Below are 20,075 nucleotides of genomic sequence, written 5' to 3'. Positions count from 1 at the left end.
TCATGGGGCATGGACGCACTGTCAAGGAACGCCTTCGGCCCTCACAGAACTCGGATCGGATTCGGCCAAGCCATCTAACCAGTACATGACGGATTTCGGGGGCGATGGGTATGCGAGCGCCACCGCGCATCTGGACTGGATAGGCGGCTTATGTGGATGACCGAAATAGCCCTTTGCAAGCGGCCATTACGGAGGACGCAGTCCGAGTGGCAGCAGCGGATCGTTCAGCGCCCGTCGACAGCGGTAGTGTGAAGCTGAGACTGCGGCACGGCCATTGGAGCACTGGACGTTTATTCCTTGTGGCGCCACCGGAGAGCATCAGGCTTTGAAAGCCTATACGCAAGTAAGGCATTCCTGCTCGCACCAGCCAAACGTCGCGATCGGCATCGTGTTCGACGCGGGGAAGAACTGCGTGAAATATTGGCGGCGGGGCCGATCAGCGTGAATGTCCCCGCCGCAGGTCGCTCACGCACGCGGCGACCGCTCACATGACGTGAATGAGACTAATGTAACTGCTTCTTTAGATCGCTCAGTTCGGCATGAACCGAACTGACTGCTTTCCTGATCCTGGCATTGACATTCGCAGCGCGTTCGCACGCTTTTTCCGCGCTGTCGCCGATCCGCTCAAGATCGTCCACCCATTGGCGCATGCGATCCTGATCGTTCGAAGCTATCACTTTCTTTGCCGACGCGGATTGTTGATCTAGCTCATCAACGCACTTGACGAGGTCCTTGGGGAGGGTTGCGTCGGCATGACAGGTTTGTGAAGCCTGCTCGATGGATTGCTGCAGGTGCGTGAAACGCTTCTGGATTTCGCTGACTTGCATCATGGTTGACACTCCTTTGTGAAAGCGTGTCTTGCTCTCTAAAACGAGCCTGGCGCGATTGCGGCGTACCGCCCTGGCGCGCATGTTACTACCCCCCGTGCCATCGAGCCAGCCGGCGTCGTGCAGCGTCGGTGCTCTGCTTTCCTGCGGTGGGTCGGAGTGCCAGACAGGCAGGATCCTCATGTAGGGCGAAGGCGGTTTGGAAGCAGAAGTACGTATTCGCTAATGCCGGTTTCGATAGTCATGCTGGCTGCATGTTGCGATGCGATGAGCGGGGAGAACGTCGGAAAACTTACTTTTAGCGTGAAGAGGCCGCGGCTGGTGATCTACTGCATGAATGTCGGCGCCGCCCATGGCTCTCGCCATCCTGTCGACGCTTTAAGACGGCGAGGCGATCATTATGCAGCTCAGTGTACCTGTGGCGCGCATTTCAAATTTACCAAATGGGTCGGGCACAATGCCACCGACGCCGAACCTTGCCGACCTGCAAGCGGCGTATTGCGTTCATCTTTGGGGCAAGCAGTACTTGCGCTGCGCGCACAAGGAAGGACTCGTCGGGAAATCGGAGCGTCTCTTAACCTCGACAGCAAAACCGTCGCAAATCTCGATCGTATGCGCGGCAAGCCACTGTCGCACCAATCAGAGTAAAAAATGCGGCGTGCCAAATAGGTGGCGATTGAACATCAAGCGACGGTCTCGAACCCCAGCGTCGACTAAGGATGAAAGCTCGCCCTTTTTTCAGTGTGGCGCAAAGCGTTATGTGAGGGTCCAAGTCGCAACTTTCGCCAAACTCGGTGGCGCAGTAGCCAAAACTTGCGATGTAGGTCGCGACATTGCCCAATTGCCGCGTCAAGCGTTGGTCGGCTAAATCCCCTGCACAGCAGAGATTGCAAGTCGCCACTTTTTTGATAACTGAGAGGCGCCGTAAGCAACGTGGGCGATTGCCCCCAAGGTGAGGTTTTTCGGGAGCCAAAGGCTTCCGTTCTACCCGGATTGAGCAATTGCCGCGAGCGCGAGGTCTCGAATGCGGGGCCGACCTCCTGGAACTCCTCACCATGGCGCACAAAGCGTCGTTCTCTCGACTCCTGGAAATCCTCACCATCCTGGAAGATCTCACCTCAACAGGCTCGCTTCAACTTTTAGCCCTGCATTTCAGCGTGTTTCTCGCGCACTGGACACCGACGCGCTCCGCGCTCGCTGGTTCGAAACGCAATCGTTGACCGCAACGCTGAAGCCAGCGAAGCACGCGCTGCGCACTTCGACGCACCTCATCCCCATCGCCGTTCCGACGCACACCGTGTGAGCCGTCGCGCATCCCGCCCACTGCTCCCGTAAACCCTCACCGTAGCGCCACCTCCTGGAATTCCTCACCATTCGCGCGTCGCTCGATCCGGGCCTCGCCCATGCACGCCATTCATATCGACCATTTTTGGCCCGAATTTGACCGCGTTTATCGCCGCTCATATCGTGCAGCCATGTCGTCCGGATGTGATTCGCCCCGCTGCGTAGAGCCATCGTCACGCGGGAACCTCAATCTTCGTTCTCCCTGAGCCATGAACTCTGACGCCGTGAATTCCGATCTGAGTGCCCCGCTCGCATCACGCCGATCCGCCGCCGCGACGAGCGGCGTACGACGCGCGGTCACGACCGCCGTGCTGGGTCAAATCCTCGAATGGTATGACTTCTTCCTGTATGGAACGGCCGCCGCGCTGGTATTCGACAAGCTGTTCTTCCCCGTCGGCAGCGATCCGCTCACCGGCACCATCGCCGCGTTCGGCGGCTTCACGGTCGGCTTTATCGCGCGGCCGATCGGCGGTGTGCTGTGCGGACATCTCGGTGACCGCTACGGGCGCAAGCTCGTGACGATGCTGACGCTGTTCGCGATGGGCACGGCGACCATGTTGATGGGCGTGCTGCCCACCTACCAGCAGATCGGCCTCGCCGCGCCGGCGCTGCTCGTGTGTCTGCGCATCGTGCAGGGGCTCGCCGCGGGCGGCGAATGGAGCGGCAGCATCCTGCTGATCCATGAGAACGCGCCGCAATCGAAGCGCGGCGCGCTCGCCGCATGGAGTCCGTGCGGCGCGGCGCTCGGCTTCGTGCTGTCGACCGGTGCGTTCCTGCTGGTGCAGAACCTGTCGTCTGCCGATTTCCTGAGCTGGGGCTGGCGCATTCCGTTTCTCTGCAGCGCCGCACTCGTCGCACTGGGCTTGTGGATGCGCCGCTCGGTCGGCGAAAGCGCCGCGTTCGCTCGAGCGAAGGCAACGCGTCGCGACACCCGCATGCCGGTGATCGAAGTGTTGCGGCAATGTCCTCGCGAAGTGCTGACGATCTTCGGTTTGCGCTTCGGCGAAGGCGGTGCGTCGTACATCTTCTTCGCGTTCTCGATCGCGTATGGCCAGTTCCTCGGCATCAAATCGAGCTGGATCCTCGGCGGCCTGACTCTTTCGATGCTGCTGATGATTCCGTTCTCGCTGTTCTTCGGCTACCTGACCGACAAGGTCGGACGCAAGCCCGTGTATCTCGCCGGCGCGATTGCGTTGGTGCTCGTCGCATGGCCGTACTTTGCGCTGCTCGGCTCCGGCGAATACTGGAAAGTGATCACGGCCCTCGTGCTGGCGAACAGCCTCACGCTCGGCATCCTCGAAGGCGCGCAGCCCGCGTTCATCAGCGAACTGTTGCCGGTACATCTGCGCTTCTCGGGGCTTGGCATCGGGCGCGAAGTCTCCTCGGTGCTCGGCGGCGGCCTGTCGCCGATGATCGCCACGGCGCTGCTCGCGCACTATCGCAGCGCGACGCCGGTCGCTCTGTACCTCGGCGTGCTCGGCCTGATTACCGTGATCGCGACGCTGCTCGCCCGGGAGACCTATCCGAAAGCGATGCGCATCGAAGCGCATCAGAAAACCGAATGACATCGTTCACATCACCGAATCAAGAGGTAACGCGCATGCACGCCGTTCATACCGCCAGCGCCCGCGCTTGCACCGCCGACGCACCCATCATCGACACGCAGGAGGACTACCCCGAATACACGGGCCCGCTGTCGCTCGATGACCTGATCACCGAAGTCGAGCGTCGCCGCGACGAGTTCGACGCGGTTTCACACGTCCCGCGCGACATGATCGTGAAGATGAAGCGCGCGGGCATCTTCCGCGCGAGCACGCCGAAACGCTTCGGCGGCGACGCGCTGCCGCCGCCACAGTTTCTGGCGATGCTCGAACGCATCGCGATCGCCGATGGGTCGACCGCATGGGTCGCGGCCTTTGGCTCCGCGAACACGTATCTTGCGTCGCTGCCGGTCGAGACTCAGGCCCGCATCTACGCATCCGGTCCGGACCAGGTTTTCGCGGGCGGCCTGTATCCCCTGCAACCGGCCGAGCGTGCGCCCGGCGGCTACGTCGTGTCGGGTCAATGGCGTTTCGCGAGCGGCTGCAAGGGCGCGGACTGGCTCGGCGTCGGCATCGGTGGCGCGCCGGGCAAGGTCGGCGACGCGAACGCGGGCAAGCCGTTCACGGCCGTGTTTCCGGCGAGCGAAGTCGAGATCGTCGACAACTGGAACGTGGTCGGCATGCAAGGCACCGGGAGCCACGATCTGCGCCTGAAAAACAAGTTCGTCGACGAGCAATGGACCTTCGTGCGCGGCGGTGCGCCGCTGATCGACGAGCCGCTCTACCGCTACCCCGCCGTCGCATATCAGGCGCAGGTGCATGCGGCTGTGAACCTCGGGCTCGCGCGCGCGGCGCTCGACCTGCTGGCCGGTATGTCCGGCGTAACCAGAACGACGACCGGCGCGCCGCGTCTTGCCGACCGCGCGTACTATCGCTCGGGTCTCGCGCAGGCCGAAGCGAATCTGCGCAGCGCGCGCGCGTTCTTCTTCGAGTCGGCGCAAACTTCGTGGCGCACGGTCATGGCGGGCGACCCCGTATCGCCCAGCGAGGCCAATCTGCTGCGGCTCTCCGCGACGCATGCAGCGCATACGTGCGCCGAGGTGGTCATGCAGGCATACAAGATGGCTGGCATCGGCGCGATCTATCGCGAGAGCCGCATGCAGCGGATGGTGCGCGATTCGATCGTCGTCACGCAGCACGCGTTTCTCGGCGAAGGCACCTACGACGCGTCGGGCGCGCTGTTCGTCGGCATACCGCCGGTCACGCCCTATCCCTGAGCGACATAGGAGCGACTGTCATGACGCACGACGAAACGCGCACGCACTTCCGCAACGCGATGGCTTGCCTCGGCGCGGCCGTCAACATCATCACGACCGATGGTCCGCGCGGGCGCTGCGGCATCACCGCGAGCGCGGTCTGTTCGGTGACCGATACGCCGCCGACCATGCTGGTGTGCATCAATCAATCGAGCTATGTGCATGACGTGATGCACGAAAACGCGAACCTGTGCATCAACATCCTTGGCGCGCACTGCCAGGACCTGGCGCGCGTGTTCGCGGGCATGACGGGTTGCTCGATGGACGCACGTTTCGATCAATGCGCGTGGCAGCCGGGAGCGCTCGGCGCTCCAGTGCTTGGCGACGCGCTCGCGAGCCTCGAAGGACAGATCGTCGACAGCAGGACGGTGGGCTCGCACTCGGTGATGTTCGTGCGGATCGAGCGGATCGCCACGCGCGATGACGGCGATGGCCTCGTCTACTTCGGCAGGCAGTTCCACCGGCTTGCGCGTGCCGGTGTCGCGGCTTGCGAGGCGGCATGACGATGCAGGTCTGTCTCTTTCTGATCGGCACGAGCGACGCGCGGCAATCGCTCACGGACCCGCGCGCGCTGCTGCGGGCCGCCACGCAAGTCGCGGGCCTGCGCAAGCTGATCGTGCACGAGCCGATCGCGGGACAGGTCGATGCGCGTATCGCGCCGGCGGCGGATGCGCCGTCGTGCGTGCTGCAGTGGTACTTCGACGAACTCGAGCCGCTCGAAGCCGCGCTCGAACCTGACGGCGCGATCGCGCACGCGTTGCATTCGGCCATGCGCGCCGAATTCAGCCCGCAAAGCTTCTCGCAGCAGGTGATGGCCGTGCGCATCTTCGCGCCACCGCAGGCTGCGTCGGTCGAAGACAACGCGCAACGCTGCACCTATCTGGTCGCATACGAAGGCGTCGCGCAAGACTTCAACGCGTGGCTTACGCACTATCTGGCGCATCATCCGCCGTTGATGCTGCAATTGCTGGCGCTGCGCGAAATGGAGATCTACACGCGCATCGACAGCCGCAGCGGTTTGCCGTTTGCGCGCGCGAGCGCGATGCAACGCAACAAGGTCGTGTTCGACGATGCGAGCGCGCTCACCGATGCGCTCGCGTCGCCGGTGCGCGATGCGATGCGCCGCGACTTCCACGCGCTGCCGCCGTACAGCGGCGCGACGCCGCATTTTGCAATGCGCAGCATCTACGGTAACCTCGCCGCATATTGACCGGCGCGTCGCGCGGCCAGCGACATGCCTTAGTTTGCGAGAGCTGCGCATGAACAAGCTGAATCCCGGCATCGCCGATCTGAATCTTCTGCGCGTGTTCCTCGCGATCTGGGACCTGCGCAGTCTGACGGCGGCCGGCGATCGGCTCGGTCTCACGCAACCGGCGGTCAGTCATGCGCTGCGCCGCCTGCGCACTCTGTTCGAAGACCCGCTGTTTTCGCGCACGCCCAACGGCATGGTCCCCACCGATGCCGCGTACCGCCTCTATCCGCCGCTCGCGCAAGCGTTCGCGATCATCAACGAAGCCGTGCAGCAGCTGGCGAAGTTCGAGCCGTCGACCGCGCGACGGGTGTTTCGCGTGTCGATGTCGGACATGTCGGAGTTCTACTTCTTGCCCCCGCTCGCCGCGCTGCTCGATCGCGAAGCGCGCGGCATCCGCATCGAGGTTGCCAATGTGGCGGTCGAGTCGGTCAGCGCGGCGATGCGCGCCGGCGAAGTCGATCTCGCGCTCGGCTATGTGCCTGGTCTCGACGCGGGCTGCGTGAGCCGGACGCTGTTCGTCGACGAGCACGTGTGCGTGGTGCGCGCCGGTCATCCGCTGCGCAAGACGAGGCCGAGCCGCGAAGATCTGACCGCGCTACGCTACGTGTACGCGAGCACCAATGCGACCGGGCATCGGATGGTCGAGCAATGGCTCGACGAGCTGAACCTGAAGCGCGAGGTCGTGCTGCGGCTGCCGCATTTCGTCGTCGCGCCCGAGATCGTGATGAATACCGATCTTGCCGTGATCTTTCCGAAAAGCATCGCCAAGCGCTTCAACCGCGGCAAGGCGTTCCGGATTCTGCCGCTGCCGTTTCCGCTGCCGCCGATCGAAATTCAGGTGCACTGCCACTCGCAGTTCGCGGCGGACCCCGGCATCGCGTGGCTGCGCGAGACCATCCATACGATGTTTCATCAGCCGGCACGCTGAGCGAGCGTGAGCTTGCCCGCGGGTGCCCGGACACGCCGGGCATATTAGCTGCACTGATACCCGCCCTGCTTTTCGGCTAATTTGACGCCACTATCTGTCGCCTCGACACTGCGTATCGTGCGAAGCCTTTTCTGAAAGGCCGCCATCCCCCCAATTCAAATGCGAGCAGACATGTCCTCCGTTCAATCCCCGATCGCGGCCGGGCGCGCCACGGCAGAGTCGGATCGCGCACTCAGGAAAATCATCATTGCGTCGGTGGCCGGCAACGCGATGGAGTGGTACGACTTTTTCGTGTACGGCACCGCGGCTGCGCTGGTGCTCGGGCAACTGTTCTTTCCCGCGCACGCGGACCCGTTGATCGGCACGATCGGGGCGTTTGCCGCGTTTGCGATCGGCTTCGTCGCGCGTCCGCTGGGCGGCATCGTGTTCGGGCATATCGGCGACCGCTATGGACGCCGCGCGTCGCTCGTCTGGACGCTGCTGATCATGGGCTTTGCGACCTTCGGCATCGGGCTGCTGCCGACCTATGAGCACGTCGGTCTGGCCGCCCCCGCGGCGCTCGCGGGCTTGCGCTTGCTGCAAGGCATCGCATCAGGTGGCGAATGGGGCGGCGGCGTGCTGATGATCAGCGAGAACGCGCCGCCCGAAAAACGCGGCTATTTCGCGGCGTGGAGTCAGCTCGGCGTGGGCGGCGGCTTCGTGCTGTCGGCGGGCGCGTTCCTCGCGGTGCAAGCGCTGCCTCACGATCAGTTCATGTCATGGGGATGGCGTCTGCCGTTTCTCGCGAGCATCGTGATTTTCGCGCTCGGCGTGTACATCCGTCACAACCTGCCGGAGAGCCGCGACTTCGAGAACGCGGAGAAAGCCGGCAAGACCGCGCATATGCCGGTGCTCGAAGCGATCAAGCGTCACCCGAAAGAGATCCTGATGGCGATGGGTCTGCGGGTCGCGGAAAACGGCGGCGCTTATATCTTTCTCGCGTTCTCGCTCGTGTACGGCAAGTTCGTCGGCATTTCGAATTCGGTGATGCTGACCGGCGTGATGCTCGCGATGGTGGTCGAAATGGGCGCGATGCTCGCGTGGGGCAAGCTGTCGGACCGCATCGGGCGCAAGCCGGTGTATATGATCGGCGCGGTGTCGCTCGTGGTGATGGCGTTTCCGTTCTTCTGGCTGCTCAACACGCAGTCCACGCCGCTGATCTGGCTCGCGCTTTTGCTCGGCACGGCCGTCTGCCACGGCGCGATGATCGGCACGCTGCCAGCGCTCGTCGGCGAACTGTTCAGCACCGAAGTCCGTTATTCCGGCGTGGCGCTCGGTCACGAAGTCGCGTCGATCTTCGCGGGCGGCCTGTCGCCGCTGGTCGCGACCGCGCTGCTCGCGCACTACCAGGCCTACTGGCCGGTTGCCGTGTTCCTGATCTTGCTCGGTCTCGTTACCGTCGTCACGCTGAAGTTCACGCACGAAACGCGTCAGCCGTAATGCTTCGCCTGCCTGGCGTGCAAGCCTTCGCGCGGTGACGTGTATCGCGCGAAGGCTTCGCTTTGGCCCGCGCAGTCCGAGGTAAAGGAGTGCGGTAACATGGCACTCCCTCAAGACCCGGTCCTCATGTCAGCGCATGAAAGTCGACACCACCACCGTTCGTCTCGTCGTCGCGATGGTCGAAGAGGGCAGCATCTCGCGGGCGGCCAACCGGCTGGGGCTCGCGGTGGCGGCGGCGTCGCGGCGCGTGTCGGATCTCGAGGAGCAACTCGGCACGAAGCTCTTCAGGCGCGTACCGCATGGCGTAGAAATGACCGAGTCGGGTGGCAAGCTGCTCGGCTATCTGCAGCAGGTCGACACGCTGGTTGACCGGCTCGCGAGCGAGGCGCAGGCACTCGTGAGCGGGTTCGACGGACGCATCGTGATCGGCGCGCCGAAAGCCGTGATCATCGAGTTTCTCGCCGCGGATATCGCCGCGATCCGGAATGCCTATCCGGGCATCTCGCTGAAGATCGTCGAAGAGAACAGCCGCATCGTGCAGCAGATGTTGCGCGACAAGATGATCGACATCGGCATCTACGAAAAGAAGAGCGGCTTTCTCGATCTGCCGCAAATGCGCTATCGCGAGGACCGGCTGGTGCTCGTTTATAGCCGCGCACATTTCCATCTTGACCCGCAGCCGATCACGCTCGACGCCTTGCTCGAGCTTCCGCTCGTCAGCCTCGGCAAGGGCTCGGCAATCCTTGCCGCCGTGCAGCGCGCGTTTCACAGCCGCGGCCGCCGCTTCGATTGCGACTATCTGGTCAATGGTTTCGACACGATGCTCGCCGTCGTGCGGCACGGGCTCAGCGTGGGTCTGATGCCGCCCGACGTGCTGCGCAGCTTCCATCCCGAGGACGGCCTCGGTGTCGTCGAGCTCGCGGGTGACTGGCATCAACGTAGCTACGTACTGTCTTGTGTGGAAGGACATGCGCAGGCGCAGACGCTGCGCAACGTCGAAGCCGCGCTCACGGCCGGACGGCGCGTGGCCGGCCGCTGAAGCGCGGGCGCAGCAGTTCCTGCGCTCGACGCCCTCGACTGCAAGGCACCCCCTTCGTCTTTTGCGAAACCAGGTATGACCGTCGCATTCTTGCGGCGGCACCCTCGCGTGCGCGACAGTTGACGCACGCCAACACGGTGCTGCAACGGCCGGCCGCGCGACAGCGGCCCGGCAGGAAAAACAGGAGACGACATGACGCAAAACCACGCACAAACACCATCCAGCGACGACGCGGATACGGACAACCGGCCGTTGCCGCTGCAGGGCATCCGTGTGCTCGACGTCAGCCAGGTGATGGCCGGCCCGTTCGCCTGCATGATGCTCGCCGATCTCGGCGCGGACGTCATCAAGGTCGAACCCCTCGAAGGCGACCAGACGCGCGGCGCCATGGGCTTCAAGATGAAAGGCCCGGACAGCATGGGTTTTCTGAACATGAACCGCAACAAGCGCTCGGTCGCGCTGGACCTGAAGACCGACGAAGGGCGCGAGTTTTTCTACAAGCTGGCCAGGACCGCCGACGTGATCGTCGAGAACTATCGGCCCGGCGTGGTTCAGCGGCTGCGGATCGATTACGGGACGATCCGTGAAATCAACCCGAAGATCGTCTACGCGAGCATCTCGGGCTTCGGTCAGAGCGGCCCGTGGTCGCAGCGCCCCGGCTTCGACCTGATGGCGCAGGCCATGTCCGGCGTCATGAGCGTGACGGGCCACAAAGGCGGCAAGCCCGTGAAGGCCGGCGTGCCGGTGGCGGACATCGGCTGTGCGCTGTTCGCCGTGTACGGCGTGCTTTCCGCTTATATCGGCGCGCAGAAGACCGGGCAGGGGCAACACGTCGACGCGTCTTTGTTCGATTCGGCGATGGCCTTCTCGATCTGGGACATGTCGGATTACTGGGGAACGGGTGTCGAGCCGACGCCGCTTGGCACCAGCAACAAGATGAGCGCGCCGTATCAGGCCGTGAAGGCGCGCGACGGTTACTTCGTGATGGGCGCAACCAACCAGAAGCTGTGGTCGCGTCTTTGCGAACTGCTGGAGCGGACCGATCTGCTGACGAATCCCGAGTTCGAGACCGTTTCGCTGCGCCTGAAGAACCGCGAGGCGCTGATCGAATCGCTCGAGAAGTCGTTCGGCCAGCGCGACTGCGAGGCATGGATCGAGACGATGCTGGCCGCGGGCATTCCTGCCGGACCGATCCTGTCGTATCCGCAAGCCTTCAGCAGCGAACATGCGCAGTATCGCCGCATGTGCATGGAGATCGACCATCCGGTTGAAGGCAAGGTCAAGAACATCGGCTTTCCGGTCAAGATGCTCGGTACGCCGCAGCGCGTGCGACGCCATCCGCCGCGGCTGGGCGAGCACAACGACGAGCTTTACGCAGAGATCAACGGGGCCGCGAAATGAGCGAAGCGACGAGTGAGAAAGTCAGGCTCGAACGTCTGACGGAGTCGGTCGCGCAGATCGTGATCGACCGCCCCGAGCGGCACAACGCGATGTCGATGCCGATGTACGAGACCTTGCTGGCATTGATCGACCAATGCCGTGCGGACGAAACCGTAGGTTGCATCGTTCTACGCGGCGCGGGCGGCAAGTCCTTTATCTCGGGCACCGACATCGACTACTTCCGCGACTTTACGGCAGGCTCGCAGGGCGTCGAATACGAAGCGCTCGTCGAACAGGTGATCGACGCGGTCGAACGCATTGCGGTGCCCACCGTCGCCGCGATCGACGGTTGGGCCGTGGGTGGCGGACTCGCCATCGCTACCGCGTGTGACTTCCGCATCTGTGCGGAGGGCTCGCGCTTCGGCGCGCCGATCGCAAAGACGTTATCGAACACGCTGTCGTCACGCAATCTCGCGAGGCTCGTGGCGGCATTCGGCGTGCCGCGCGTGAAGAAGATGCTGCTGCTCTCCGATTTCCTCAGCGCCGCCGAAGCGCACGCGTGCGGCTATGTGTATGACGTCACGGCAAAGGAACAGGTCGGCAACGCGGCGTGCGCGCTCGCCGCGCGGCTCGTTGCGCTATCGCCCGTGACGCAGCATGCGGTCAAGGAGAGCTTGCGGCGCATCGTGATCGATCAAAGCCTCGCAGACGAGGATCTCGTCGAGCAGGTGTACGGCAGCCAGCGGTTCCGCGACGCCGTCGCGGCCTTCGGCTCGGGAACGCCGAAGGGCTGAGCGTCCTGCGCTGCACGCGCAATGGCAGGGCTTCACCGCAAAAAATAAATGACATCTGGAGGACGACACATGAAACGCCTGTCGCTGAAGGCCACCACCACCGTGCTGGTGATGTTGTGCCTGATGTATTTCATCACCTATGTGGATCGCGTCAACATCAGTACGGCAGCGGGGCAGTTCAAGAGCGAGCTTGGCCTCAGCAATACGCAGCTCGGCATCATTTTTTCGGCATTCGCGTATCCGTACGTGATCTTCCAGTTTGTCGGCGGATGGGTCAGCGACCGCTTCGGCGCGCGCCGCACGCTGCTTGCATGTGCGGCAATCTGGGCCGTGGCGACCGCGCTGACCGGCATGGCGGGCGGTTTCGCTTCGCTGATCGCGGCGCGCCTGCTGCTGGGTCTCGGCGAAGGCGCGACGTTTCCGGCCTCGACCAGCGCGATGGCTGCACGATCCGACGATTTCGCTGATCTTCCTTGCCGCGGCGATGTTCTTCAACGAAATGAACGTCGGCCCGATGTGGGCGATTCCGATGGACGTCGCCTACGACCGCTCCGGCACGGCCAGCGGCATCATGAGCGGCACCGGCTTCACTGCGGCGATCGTGAGCCCAGTCATCGCCGGGTTGGTCGCCGACCGGTTGCACAGCTGGGATCTGACGTTCGTACTGTCGATCGCCGTGATGCTTTTCGGCATCGTGCTGAGCTTCTTCGTGAAGCCGAACATGCCGTTTTCGAATGACGCGACGCAGCCGCGCAGCGAACCGCAACGCAAGGAGGACGCGCTGTCGGGCGCTTGACACTTCAGCATAAAATAAATCGCATTGATGCAAGCACGGTTTTTTAATCTATTTTGCTTATCCGATGCGGGGCGCTAATCTCGGCATATCGTCCCCGCCAGGAATACATCGGAAGGCAATCATGCAAGCGCAAACCCTGAAGGTTCGGGTCGACGCCTTGTGCGAAGAAGCGCACGGGGTCCGCTCGTTCAGCATTTCGCGGCTCGATGGGCTGCCGTTCGAGCGCTACGAACCCGGCGCACATATCGACGTCACGAGTCCTTCGGGCGTCACGCGGCAATACTCGTTGTGCGGCGACCCGGAGTGTATCGAGTCGCAGATTTTCGCGGTGAAGAAGGAGGAGCAATCGCGCGGCGGCTCGCGCTCGCTTCATGAAGAGGTGAGGGTCGGCACCGAGCTATCGGTCGGCGCGCCGCGCAACCTTTTTCGTCTCGAAGAAAGCGCGGACGAGCACATCCTGATCGGCGCGGGCATCGGCATTACGCCGTTGCTGTCGATGGCTTTTCGGCTCGCCGCGCGGCACGCGCGCTTCACGCTGCACTATTTCGCCCGCAGCGAGGCGCACGCGGCCTTCATGACGCTGCTCAGGCGCGAGCCGTTCGCACGGCACGTGAAGCTGCATTTCGGCGTGAGGCCCGAGGAGCTGAAACCCGCGCTCGATGCGTGCCTGCTCGATGCAGGCGCGAACGCGCATGTCTACACGTGCGGTCCCTCGCCGTTCATGGATTTTGTCGTCGCCGGCGCTCAGCAACGCTTGCCCGCGGAAGCGATTCATCTCGAGCGCTTCAAGGCGGAGCCGGCTCCCGTGGCCGAAGCATCGCTCGATAGCTTCGACGTGCAATTGGCGAGCAGCGGTCAGACGGTGCGAGTCGATGCGAACACGTCGATCGTCGACGCGCTCGCGTCGATCGGTGTCGAAGTGGACACGTCATGCGGCGAAGGCGTGTGCGGTACCTGCATGGTCGATGTGGTCAGCGGCGAGCCCGAGCATCGCGATCACTGCCTGAGCAAGGCCGAGCGCGCGAGCAATAGCGTGATCTGCTGCTGTGTGTCGCGCTCGCGCACTCCCGTGCTCGTGCTCGACCTCTGATTTGCCTCCGCGCAATCACATCTTCTCGAAGCCCGCGAGGATCTCGGTGATGAGGCCGCGCATCCACGCGATGCCTTCGTCTTCGTGGAAGTGCTCGTGCCAGTGCATCGTCACGGCGGCCTTCGGCAGCGGCACGGGCAGTGCATAGATCCGGAACGCGTCGCCGCGATTGAGGATATGCGCGAGCCGTTCGGGTAGCGTCGCGAACAGATCCGTCGCGGCCAGCACGCCAGGCACCGCGACGAAGTGCGGCAACGCGAACGCGATATTGCGGCCGACGCCTTGCGCGCGCAGCGCGTCGTCGAGCGCATGGTGGCTATGTTCGAGCGAGCGCACCTGGATGTGCGACGCGGCCAGAAACCGTTCGAGCTTCAGCGTGTCACCGCTCGGCAGGTCGCGGCGCTTGCGCGTCATGCAAACATACGATTCCTCGAACAGCAGGCTATGCCGCGTGCGCGGCAGCAGCGACGGCAGATTGCCGATCGCGAAGTCCAACCGGCTCGAGCGCAGCGCCTCCTCGATCTCCTCCACCGGCAACGGCTCGACGACCAGCTTCACGCGCGGCGCGGACTTCTGCAGCGCCGCGCACAGCGCGGGCAGATAGGCCATTTCGCCCGCATCCGATAGCGACAGACGAAACGTGCGCGTGCTCGTCGCCGGATCGAAACGCTCCGCGTAACGCAGCGCCTGACGCACGGTATCGAGCGCGTGGCCGACGATTTCCGCGAGCTCGAGCGCGACGGGGGTCGGCTGCATACCGGCGCGCGTACGGATAAAGAGCGGATCGTCGAACATCGCGCGCAGACGGCCGAGCGAGTAGCTGACCGCGGGCTGCGACAGCGCGAGGCGTTCGCCCGCTTTCGTCAGGCTGCGCTCCTCGACGATCGCCTGAAACACCCTCAGCAGATTGAGATCGACGTGGTCGATGGAGGTCATGGGGTCTCTTGTGATATCAGCCGAACTTATTCGACAACCTGTTTTTAATCGATTTGACGCATGATCGTCGCAAAGCGAGACTGATGTCAACGAGAGGATGCGCTGATGTGTTGCACGCGACTCGTCGCGTCGATGTGCGTCTTCATTCCAACCACGCAACTGCCCCCGCATACGATGAGTACGCCGACCTATCAAACCATCGACACCAGCGCTTTAGCCAGGCGCGCCGAGGCCGATCGCATCGCGCCTTCCCTGTACTACGATCCCGAGCTGTTCGAAGTCGAACTGGAGCGCATTTTCTACAAGACGTGGATCTGGGTCGCGCATGACAGCGAGCTGCCGAAGCCCGGCGATTTCATCACGACGACGATCGGCCGGCAGCCGGTGATCGTCGTGCGCGACAAGAGCGGCGCGGTCAACGTGCTGCAAAACCGCTGCCGGCATCGCGGCGCGACCGTGTGCGAAGAGCACAAGGGCAATGCGAAGGGCTTCACGTGCCCGTATCACAGCTGGTCTTATGCGCTCGACGGCACGCTGCGCGCTCTGCCGTACGGCGACGGTTACGAAGGCGTATGCGAAAAGGGCGATCTGCCGCTCAAGAAGCTGCGCGTGGGCGTCTATCAGGGCCTCATTTTCGCCAGCTTCAACGAAACGATCGAACCGCTCGAAGACTTCCTCGGCGGCGCGAAGCCGTGGATCGACCTGTTCATGAAGCAGGGCGCGGGCTATCCGATCAAGGCCAACGGCGAGCACAAGTTCAAGTTCAAGGGCAACTGGAAGATCCAGCTCGAAAACACGACGGATCTGTACCACTTCCCGGTCGTGCACAAGTCGTGGATGAAGTCGATCGACGACGAAACCGCCGCCGCGATCACCAGCTTCATGACGAGCGACCAGGCGTTCTGCCGCTCGCTCGGCAACGGTCACAGCCTCGCGGTGCTGATGCCCGAGATCGTCGATCTGGACCGCGACGATGGCGCGCCGCTGGCCGAGCGCTTCAGCGAACTCGCCGCGCAACTCGCGCAAAAGCACCCGCCGGAAGAAGTGCGCCGCATCGTGCGCTCGCTGATGGGCGTCGGCTTCAATCTGAACCTGTTCCCGAATCTCGCGCTGTCGATGGCGTTCTTCCGCGTGCTGCGGCCGATTTCCGCCGAGGAAACGGAGATTCGCCACGTCGCGCTCGCAATGGACGGCGGTCCTGAAGAAGCGAACCGCGTGCGCCTGCGCATTCACGAGCACTTCCAGGGCCCGTTCGGCTTCGGCAGTCCCGACGACGCCGAAGCGTGGGAGCGCGTGCAGCGCGGCTCGCATGCGGGACCGGACGTACCGATCCTCGTCAATCGCGGTCTGAATCGCGAAACGACCGCCGCGAACGGCGAGAAAACCGCCCACGCAACCGATGAAACCGGCATGCGCGAAGCCTACAGGCAATGGCGCGCAATGATGGAGCAGGCATGATGGACGACAGAAACGCACTCTTTTCCCACCAGACCTTTGCGCGCGCGATCGAATTCATCTGGCGCGAAGCCGAATTGCTCGATCGACGCGACTATCGCGAGTGGCTCGAGTTGTGGGACCCGGCGGGCCACTACGTGGTGCCGATCGATCCGAAGGCGATCGATTACGCGGCAACGCTGAACTACGCGTACGACGATCAGCATATGCGCGAGCTGCGCGTGCAGCGCATGACGTCGGGCTATTCGGCATCCGCGTCGGATGCCGCGCGCACGGTGCGCACGGTGTCGCGCTTCACGCTCGCGAGCGATAGCGCGGACGTGGTCGAAGTGAAGTCGTCGCAGATCATCATCGCTTACAAGCGGGGCACGTCGACGATCTTCGCGGCCGATCTGACGCACAAGATCAGCATGGCGAGCGGCGAGCCGCGTCTCGTCGAGAAAGTGATCCGCCTGATCGATTCCATCGATGCGCTGAGCGCGATCGGCTTCCTGCTCTGACCGGTCATCATGCCGACACTCGAAGGCTATCAACCGAACCAAGGAACGTTCTCATGAGCGACAACCGAAACCTGCCTTTGCGTGTGCTGTTCTGCTGCGGCGTCTCGCAGAACTTCTTCGACTTGCCGCGCGAACAGATCGGCGAAGTGTGGCAAGCGTACGGCAAGATGCTGAACGCGATCGAAGCGATGGAAAACGTGCGGGTGCTGGGCGTGATGGACGACGATCGGCTCGTGGTCGGCAACGCCGATGGCGCGCCGTGGACGTTCTACATCATGGCCGACGTCGTCGACTTCGATACCGCGGTGGCCGTGTGCAATCTGTATCGGACGACGCCGGTCGGCGACTACAACCTGTGGCGCTACGGCAAGATCGAGGCGCGCGTGGGCCGTGCACTGACGGTGCCGCCAGCGGTCGCCAACCATGCGTGACGCGATGACCGATCCGGCCATCGACGCGCTGCTCGCGCGCGTCAAAGCGCTAGAAGCACAGAACGCGGTGCGTAAGACGATCGCGCGCTACATGGCGCTGTGCGATGTGCCCATGCGCGCGCTCGAAGGCGAGGTGCCCGCCGCGCTGTTCGCCGAAGACGCGATCTGGGAAGGCATCGGCCCGCAGTACGCGAACAAGTTCGGGCGTCTCGAAGGGCCGGCGCAGATCGTCGCGATGCTGCAGCGTTATCTGCCGCCCACGCCGCACTTCGCGATCAATGTGCACTTTCTGACTGCGGAGCATATCGAGGTGAACGGCGACGCGGCGAAGGGTCGCTGGATCATGTTGCAGGCTTCGGGTTATGTCGATGCGAAAGCGGAACTGATCGCGGCGCGCCTCGAAGTCGACTTCGTGCCCGCCGCTCACGATGCGGGCGCGACATGGCTGATCCGCCATTTCCGTACCGAGCGTCTTTTCGATGCACCGTGGCAAGTCAACCCGGCCCAGGGAGTTTCGGCATGAGCGCATTTCTGCAGACATTCGATCTGAGCGCGACGGACAACGCCGACGCGCCGACGATCGCGATCAAGGACAGCATCGACGTCGCCGGCTACGCGACGACAGCGGCAAGCCGCGCGCTTGCCGACGCACCGCTTGCATCGGAGCACGCCGAAGTCGTGCGGCGTTTGCTCGACGCCGGCTGGCGCGTCACTGGCAAGACCAACATGCACGAACTCGCGTTCGGCATGACCGGCATCAACGACTTTTCCGGCACGCCGGTCAATCCGCAGGACGCGGCACGCATTCCGGGCGGATCGTCGAGCGGGTCCGCGTCGGCGGTCGGGCAGAAGTTCGTGGACGCCGCGCTCGGTACCGACACCGGTGGCTCGGTCCGCGGCCCCGCCGCATGCTGCGGCGTTATCGGGCTGAAGCCGACGTTCGGCCGCGTGTCGCGGCACGGCGTGGCGCCGCGCGTCACGACACTCGACTGCGTTGGACCATTCACACGCGAGACGGACACGCTGATTCGCGTGATGACGGCGATCGATCCTTCGTTTCGCGCTGACGATGCGCGTCGAGACGTTTCGCAGTTGCGCATTGGCATGGTCGCAGTCGACGCGGATGACGACATCGCCAAAGCAATCGCCGACGCGGTCGGAAAGTCCGAACTCGCCACGCAAGCGATCGAACTCGCATCGCTGAAGGACGCATTCACGGCCGGCCTCGCGGTGATCAACGCGGAGACATCGCGCGCATTCGGCCATCTGGTGGCAAGCGGCAAGCTCGGCGCCGATATCGAAGCGCGCCTGCGCGCGGCCGCGGCCACGAGCGCCGCCGATCTCGACGCGGCGGAACGCGTGCGCCGCACCTTCACCGACGAAGTGGACCGCGCGCTCGACCGGCTCGACGTACTCGTGCTGCCGACGCTGCCCTCATTGCCGATCACGCTCGAAGCGGCGCGCGCCGGCACGTCGGTGATCGGCATGTCGTCGTTGATCCGGCCGTTCAACCTGAGCGGGCATCCGGCGCTGAGCCTGCCCGTTCCGATCGAACGCTCGACGCTGAAGGCGGGCCTGCAAATCATCGGTCGCAAGAACGACGACGAAACGGTGTGCGCGGTCGCCGCGCACCTCGAAGCGCGCCTCGCGCAATCCGTCTGAACGCAATCCAGGAGTCAGCAACATGTCGAACAGAGTCGCGCTCGTGACGGGCGCCGCGCGCGGACTTGGCGCCGTTGTCGCGCGTCGTTTTCACGAGGCAGGCTACAGGGTCGCGCTGGCCGATATCGCGATCGAACCCGCGCAAGCGCTCGCGCATGAACTCAGCAGCGACGGCTCGAGCGCCTGCGCAATCCGGCTCGACGTCACGCGCAAGGCGGACTTCGAAGCGGCGCGCGACGCGTTGCTCGAACGTTGGGGCGGCGTGGACGCGCTCGTCAACAATGCGGGCGCTTCGAAGGTCGTGCCCGTGATGGACATTACCGCCGAGCAGTTCGATCAGGTCATCAACGTGAATCTGCGCAGCGTGCTGTTCGGCTGCCAGGTATTCGGGCAGTACTTCGCGCAGCGCGGCGTGGGCCGCATCGTCAATATCGCGTCGCTGGCGGGGCAGAATGGCGGCTCGGCAACGGGCGCGCACTATGCGGCCGCGAAGGGCGGCGTACTGACGCTGACCAAGGTCTTCGCGCGCGATCTCGCCGCGTGCGGTGTGACAGTCAACTCGATCTCGCCGGGGCCGCTCGATCTGCCGATCGTTCACGAGAGCGTAGCGGCGGACAAGCTGGCAAAAGTGATCGAAGCGATACCGGTCGGCAAGCTCGGGGCCGCGTCGTATGTTGCCGATGTCGCCGTGATGCTCGCTTCCGGTGACGCTTATTTCGCCAATGGCGCGTGCTGGGACGTCAACGGAGGCCTGTACATGCGCTGATGCGTCTGCCAAGGGCCGAGGCGGCCGGGTCATTCCGGCTGCTCGTCCGACGGGCTCCATACTTCGGGCACGCGGCGCACGAGGGTCGGAATCGACGAAGCGCCGAGCTTTTCCTTGATGCTCGCGCGATGCACGTCCACGGTCACGCTGATCGACAGGTCCGCCGCAATGACCTTGCTCGGCTTCCCCTCGATCAAACCGTGCAGCACTTCCTTCTCGCGCGACGTGAGCGAGTTGATCCGCTCACGCAGTTCGAATTGGCGCATGTGTTTCGCGTGACGCTGGGACGCGAGTTTCATTGCGCGTTGAATGCGCTCGAGCATCTGCTGCGAGTTGTACGGCTTCTCGACGAAGTCGGCTCGCACTCGGTCATGTTCGTGGAGACCACGCAGATTCGCGTGCGCGCCGACGGCGACAGCCTGATTTACTTCGACCGGAATTTTCACCGGGTGCCGCGCGCGTGGAAGGGGCAATGAGTCATTTGAAGCGCTGCCGGCCAGCTCGGGCTCCGGCAGCGCTTGAGTTGTCGCTCCGGACAT

20 protein-coding genes and 3 pseudogenes are annotated in these 20,075 nt (G+C 63.8%); 20 read left to right on the top strand and 3 right to left on the bottom strand.

Going from position 1 to position 20,075, the window contains the following annotated elements:
* Positions 1-503: 503 nt before the first annotated feature.
* On the bottom strand, positions 504-830 hold the full coding sequence (locus HDG37_RS20160; RefSeq protein WP_184050686.1) for a hypothetical protein: 327 nt from the start codon (positions 828-830) through the stop codon (positions 504-506).
* Between the two features lie 1,052 nt (positions 831-1,882).
* Here HDG37_RS20160 and HDG37_RS20155 point away from each other — a divergent pair.
* The 13 genes and pseudogenes from HDG37_RS20155 (at position 1,883) to HDG37_RS20100 (ending at position 13,786) form a co-directional block, all read left to right on the top strand.
* On the top strand, positions 1,883-2,047 hold the full coding sequence (locus HDG37_RS20155) for a hypothetical protein (protein ID WP_184050684.1): 165 nt from the start codon (positions 1,883-1,885) through the stop codon (positions 2,045-2,047).
* Positions 2,048-2,380: 333 nt separating this feature from the next.
* Entirely contained in the window at positions 2,381-3,736 is a 1,356-nt protein-coding gene (locus HDG37_RS20150) for an MFS transporter (RefSeq protein WP_184050682.1), read from the top strand.
* 35 nt (positions 3,737-3,771) lie between these two features.
* Positions 3,772-4,989, top strand: a complete 1,218-nt coding sequence (locus HDG37_RS20145) for an acyl-CoA dehydrogenase family protein (RefSeq protein WP_184050680.1) — start codon at positions 3,772-3,774, stop codon at positions 4,987-4,989.
* A gap of 20 nt (positions 4,990-5,009) precedes the next feature.
* Entirely contained in the window at positions 5,010-5,531 is a 522-nt protein-coding gene (gene hpaC, locus HDG37_RS20140; RefSeq protein ID WP_184050678.1) for a 4-hydroxyphenylacetate 3-monooxygenase, reductase component, read from the top strand.
* A 2-nt stretch (positions 5,532-5,533) separates the two neighbouring features.
* Complete coding sequence (locus tag HDG37_RS20135) at positions 5,534-6,238, top strand: EthD family reductase (RefSeq protein WP_184050782.1); 705 nt, start codon at positions 5,534-5,536, stop codon at positions 6,236-6,238.
* Between the two features lie 49 nt (positions 6,239-6,287).
* Positions 6,288-7,208 carry a LysR family transcriptional regulator gene (locus HDG37_RS20130; protein ID WP_184050676.1) on the top strand — a complete coding sequence of 307 codons (921 nt, stop codon included), beginning with the start codon at positions 6,288-6,290 and terminating at the stop codon, positions 7,206-7,208.
* 171 nt (positions 7,209-7,379) lie between these two features.
* Entirely contained in the window at positions 7,380-8,687 is a 1,308-nt protein-coding gene (locus tag HDG37_RS20125) for an MFS transporter (RefSeq protein ID WP_184050674.1), read from the top strand.
* A 136-nt stretch (positions 8,688-8,823) separates the two neighbouring features.
* Positions 8,824-9,726, top strand: coding sequence for a LysR family transcriptional regulator (locus HDG37_RS20120; RefSeq protein WP_184050672.1), 903 nt, complete (start codon positions 8,824-8,826; stop codon positions 9,724-9,726).
* A 192-nt stretch (positions 9,727-9,918) separates the two neighbouring features.
* The gene (locus HDG37_RS20115) at positions 9,919-11,127 is read left to right on the top strand and encodes a CaiB/BaiF CoA-transferase family protein (RefSeq protein WP_184050671.1); all 1,209 of its coding nucleotides are present in this window, start codon (positions 9,919-9,921) and stop codon (positions 11,125-11,127) included.
* Positions 11,124-11,900 (top strand): enoyl-CoA hydratase, encoded by a 777-nt coding sequence (locus tag HDG37_RS20110; protein ID WP_184050669.1) that lies wholly within the window; start codon positions 11,124-11,126, stop codon positions 11,898-11,900. Before HDG37_RS20115 ends, HDG37_RS20110 begins: the two co-directional genes overlap by 4 nt.
* Before the next feature lie 69 nt (positions 11,901-11,969).
* Positions 11,970-12,344 (top strand): annotated as a pseudogene (locus HDG37_RS40400) (MFS transporter); the annotation flags it as partial.
* A 40-nt stretch (positions 12,345-12,384) separates the two neighbouring features.
* Complete coding sequence (locus HDG37_RS40395; protein ID WP_409260218.1) at positions 12,385-12,696, top strand: MFS transporter; 312 nt, start codon at positions 12,385-12,387, stop codon at positions 12,694-12,696.
* Positions 12,697-12,817: 121 nt separating this feature from the next.
* Positions 12,818-13,786: a PDR/VanB family oxidoreductase gene (locus HDG37_RS20100; protein ID WP_184050667.1), complete on the top strand. Its 969-nt coding sequence runs from the start codon at positions 12,818-12,820 to the stop codon at positions 13,784-13,786.
* Between the two features lie 15 nt (positions 13,787-13,801).
* Here the strand turns inward: HDG37_RS20100 and HDG37_RS20095 are convergent, their stop codons facing one another.
* A complete protein-coding gene (locus HDG37_RS20095; RefSeq protein ID WP_184050665.1) occupies positions 13,802-14,722 on the bottom strand; it encodes a LysR family transcriptional regulator in 921 nt (306 codons plus the stop codon).
* A 174-nt stretch (positions 14,723-14,896) separates the two neighbouring features.
* On the opposite strand from HDG37_RS20095, the gene HDG37_RS20090 reads away from it, so the two are divergent.
* The 6 genes from HDG37_RS20090 to HDG37_RS20065 are packed head-to-tail and all read left to right on the top strand — an operon-like array spanning position 14,897 to position 19,536.
* Positions 14,897-16,180: a Rieske 2Fe-2S domain-containing protein gene (locus tag HDG37_RS20090; protein ID WP_184050780.1), complete on the top strand. Its 1,284-nt coding sequence runs from the start codon at positions 14,897-14,899 to the stop codon at positions 16,178-16,180.
* Positions 16,177-16,677: an aromatic-ring-hydroxylating dioxygenase subunit beta gene (locus HDG37_RS20085; protein WP_184050663.1), complete on the top strand. Its 501-nt coding sequence runs from the start codon at positions 16,177-16,179 to the stop codon at positions 16,675-16,677. The genes HDG37_RS20090 and HDG37_RS20085 overlap by 4 nt, the downstream gene beginning before the upstream one ends.
* A 53-nt stretch (positions 16,678-16,730) precedes the next feature.
* On the top strand, positions 16,731-17,108 hold the full coding sequence (locus HDG37_RS20080) for a hypothetical protein (RefSeq protein ID WP_184050661.1): 378 nt from the start codon (positions 16,731-16,733) through the stop codon (positions 17,106-17,108).
* A 4-nt stretch (positions 17,109-17,112) separates the two neighbouring features.
* Positions 17,113-17,631: a nuclear transport factor 2 family protein gene (locus HDG37_RS20075; RefSeq protein WP_184050659.1), complete on the top strand. Its 519-nt coding sequence runs from the start codon at positions 17,113-17,115 to the stop codon at positions 17,629-17,631.
* Complete coding sequence (locus tag HDG37_RS20070; protein WP_184050657.1) at positions 17,628-18,770, top strand: amidase; 1,143 nt, start codon at positions 17,628-17,630, stop codon at positions 18,768-18,770. Before HDG37_RS20075 ends, HDG37_RS20070 begins: the two co-directional genes overlap by 4 nt.
* Positions 18,771-18,792: 22 nt before the next feature.
* Positions 18,793-19,536: an SDR family NAD(P)-dependent oxidoreductase gene (locus HDG37_RS20065; protein WP_184050655.1), complete on the top strand. Its 744-nt coding sequence runs from the start codon at positions 18,793-18,795 to the stop codon at positions 19,534-19,536.
* Between the two features lie 29 nt (positions 19,537-19,565).
* Here the strand turns inward: HDG37_RS20065 and HDG37_RS39415 are convergent.
* A pseudogene (locus tag HDG37_RS39415) lies at positions 19,566-19,892 on the bottom strand (response regulator transcription factor); the annotation flags it as partial.
* Here HDG37_RS39415 and HDG37_RS39410 point away from each other — a divergent pair.
* Positions 19,887-20,012 (top strand): annotated as a pseudogene (locus tag HDG37_RS39410) (4-hydroxyphenylacetate 3-monooxygenase reductase subunit); the annotation flags it as partial. The pseudogenes HDG37_RS39415 and HDG37_RS39410 overlap by 6 nt on opposite strands.
* Between the last annotated feature and the right edge of the window lie 63 nt (positions 20,013-20,075).

The organism is Paraburkholderia sp. MM5384-R2 (genome assembly GCF_014201025.1).
In the GTDB taxonomy this organism is placed as follows: Bacteria; Pseudomonadota; Gammaproteobacteria; order Burkholderiales; family Burkholderiaceae; genus Paraburkholderia; species Paraburkholderia tuberum.
The sequence above is the reverse complement of the archived record's forward strand: the minus strand, read 5'-3'. Positions and strand labels throughout refer to the sequence as shown.

What these genes read in the sequence shown, in the direction of transcription:
- hpaC (WP_184050678.1), top strand. Translation starts at nt 5,010, where the DNA reads ATGACGCACGACGAAACGCGCACGCACTTCCGCAACGCGATGGCTTGC.
- HDG37_RS20150 (WP_184050682.1), top strand. Translation starts at nt 2,381, where the DNA reads ATGAACTCTGACGCCGTGAATTCCGATCTGAGTGCCCCGCTCGCATCA.
- HDG37_RS20115 (WP_184050671.1), top strand. Translation starts at nt 9,919, where the DNA reads ATGACGCAAAACCACGCACAAACACCATCCAGCGACGACGCGGATACG.
- HDG37_RS40395 (WP_409260218.1), top strand. Translation starts at nt 12,385, where the DNA reads ATGTTCTTCAACGAAATGAACGTCGGCCCGATGTGGGCGATTCCGATG.
- HDG37_RS20080 (WP_184050661.1), top strand. Translation starts at nt 16,731, where the DNA reads ATGAGCGACAACCGAAACCTGCCTTTGCGTGTGCTGTTCTGCTGCGGC.
- HDG37_RS20120 (WP_184050672.1), top strand. Translation starts at nt 8,824, where the DNA reads ATGAAAGTCGACACCACCACCGTTCGTCTCGTCGTCGCGATGGTCGAA.
- HDG37_RS20085 (WP_184050663.1), top strand. Translation starts at nt 16,177, where the DNA reads ATGATGGACGACAGAAACGCACTCTTTTCCCACCAGACCTTTGCGCGC.
- HDG37_RS20130 (WP_184050676.1), top strand. Translation starts at nt 6,288, where the DNA reads ATGAACAAGCTGAATCCCGGCATCGCCGATCTGAATCTTCTGCGCGTG.
- HDG37_RS20065 (WP_184050655.1), top strand. Translation starts at nt 18,793, where the DNA reads ATGTCGAACAGAGTCGCGCTCGTGACGGGCGCCGCGCGCGGACTTGGC.
- HDG37_RS20075 (WP_184050659.1), top strand. Translation starts at nt 17,113, where the DNA reads ATGACCGATCCGGCCATCGACGCGCTGCTCGCGCGCGTCAAAGCGCTA.
- HDG37_RS20125 (WP_184050674.1), top strand. Translation starts at nt 7,380, where the DNA reads ATGTCCTCCGTTCAATCCCCGATCGCGGCCGGGCGCGCCACGGCAGAG.
- HDG37_RS20095 (WP_184050665.1), bottom strand. Translation starts at nt 14,722, where the DNA reads ATGACCTCCATCGACCACGTCGATCTCAATCTGCTGAGGGTGTTTCAG.
- HDG37_RS20070 (WP_184050657.1), top strand. Translation starts at nt 17,628, where the DNA reads ATGAGCGCATTTCTGCAGACATTCGATCTGAGCGCGACGGACAACGCC.
- HDG37_RS20135 (WP_184050782.1), top strand. Translation starts at nt 5,534, where the DNA reads ATGCAGGTCTGTCTCTTTCTGATCGGCACGAGCGACGCGCGGCAATCG.
- HDG37_RS20100 (WP_184050667.1), top strand. Translation starts at nt 12,818, where the DNA reads ATGCAAGCGCAAACCCTGAAGGTTCGGGTCGACGCCTTGTGCGAAGAA.
- HDG37_RS20160 (WP_184050686.1), bottom strand. Translation starts at nt 830, where the DNA reads ATGATGCAAGTCAGCGAAATCCAGAAGCGTTTCACGCACCTGCAGCAA.
- HDG37_RS20155 (WP_184050684.1), top strand. Translation starts at nt 1,883, where the DNA reads ATGGCGCACAAAGCGTCGTTCTCTCGACTCCTGGAAATCCTCACCATC.
- HDG37_RS20145 (WP_184050680.1), top strand. Translation starts at nt 3,772, where the DNA reads ATGCACGCCGTTCATACCGCCAGCGCCCGCGCTTGCACCGCCGACGCA.
- HDG37_RS20110 (WP_184050669.1), top strand. Translation starts at nt 11,124, where the DNA reads ATGAGCGAAGCGACGAGTGAGAAAGTCAGGCTCGAACGTCTGACGGAG.
- HDG37_RS20090 (WP_184050780.1), top strand. Translation starts at nt 14,897, where the DNA reads ATGAGTACGCCGACCTATCAAACCATCGACACCAGCGCTTTAGCCAGG.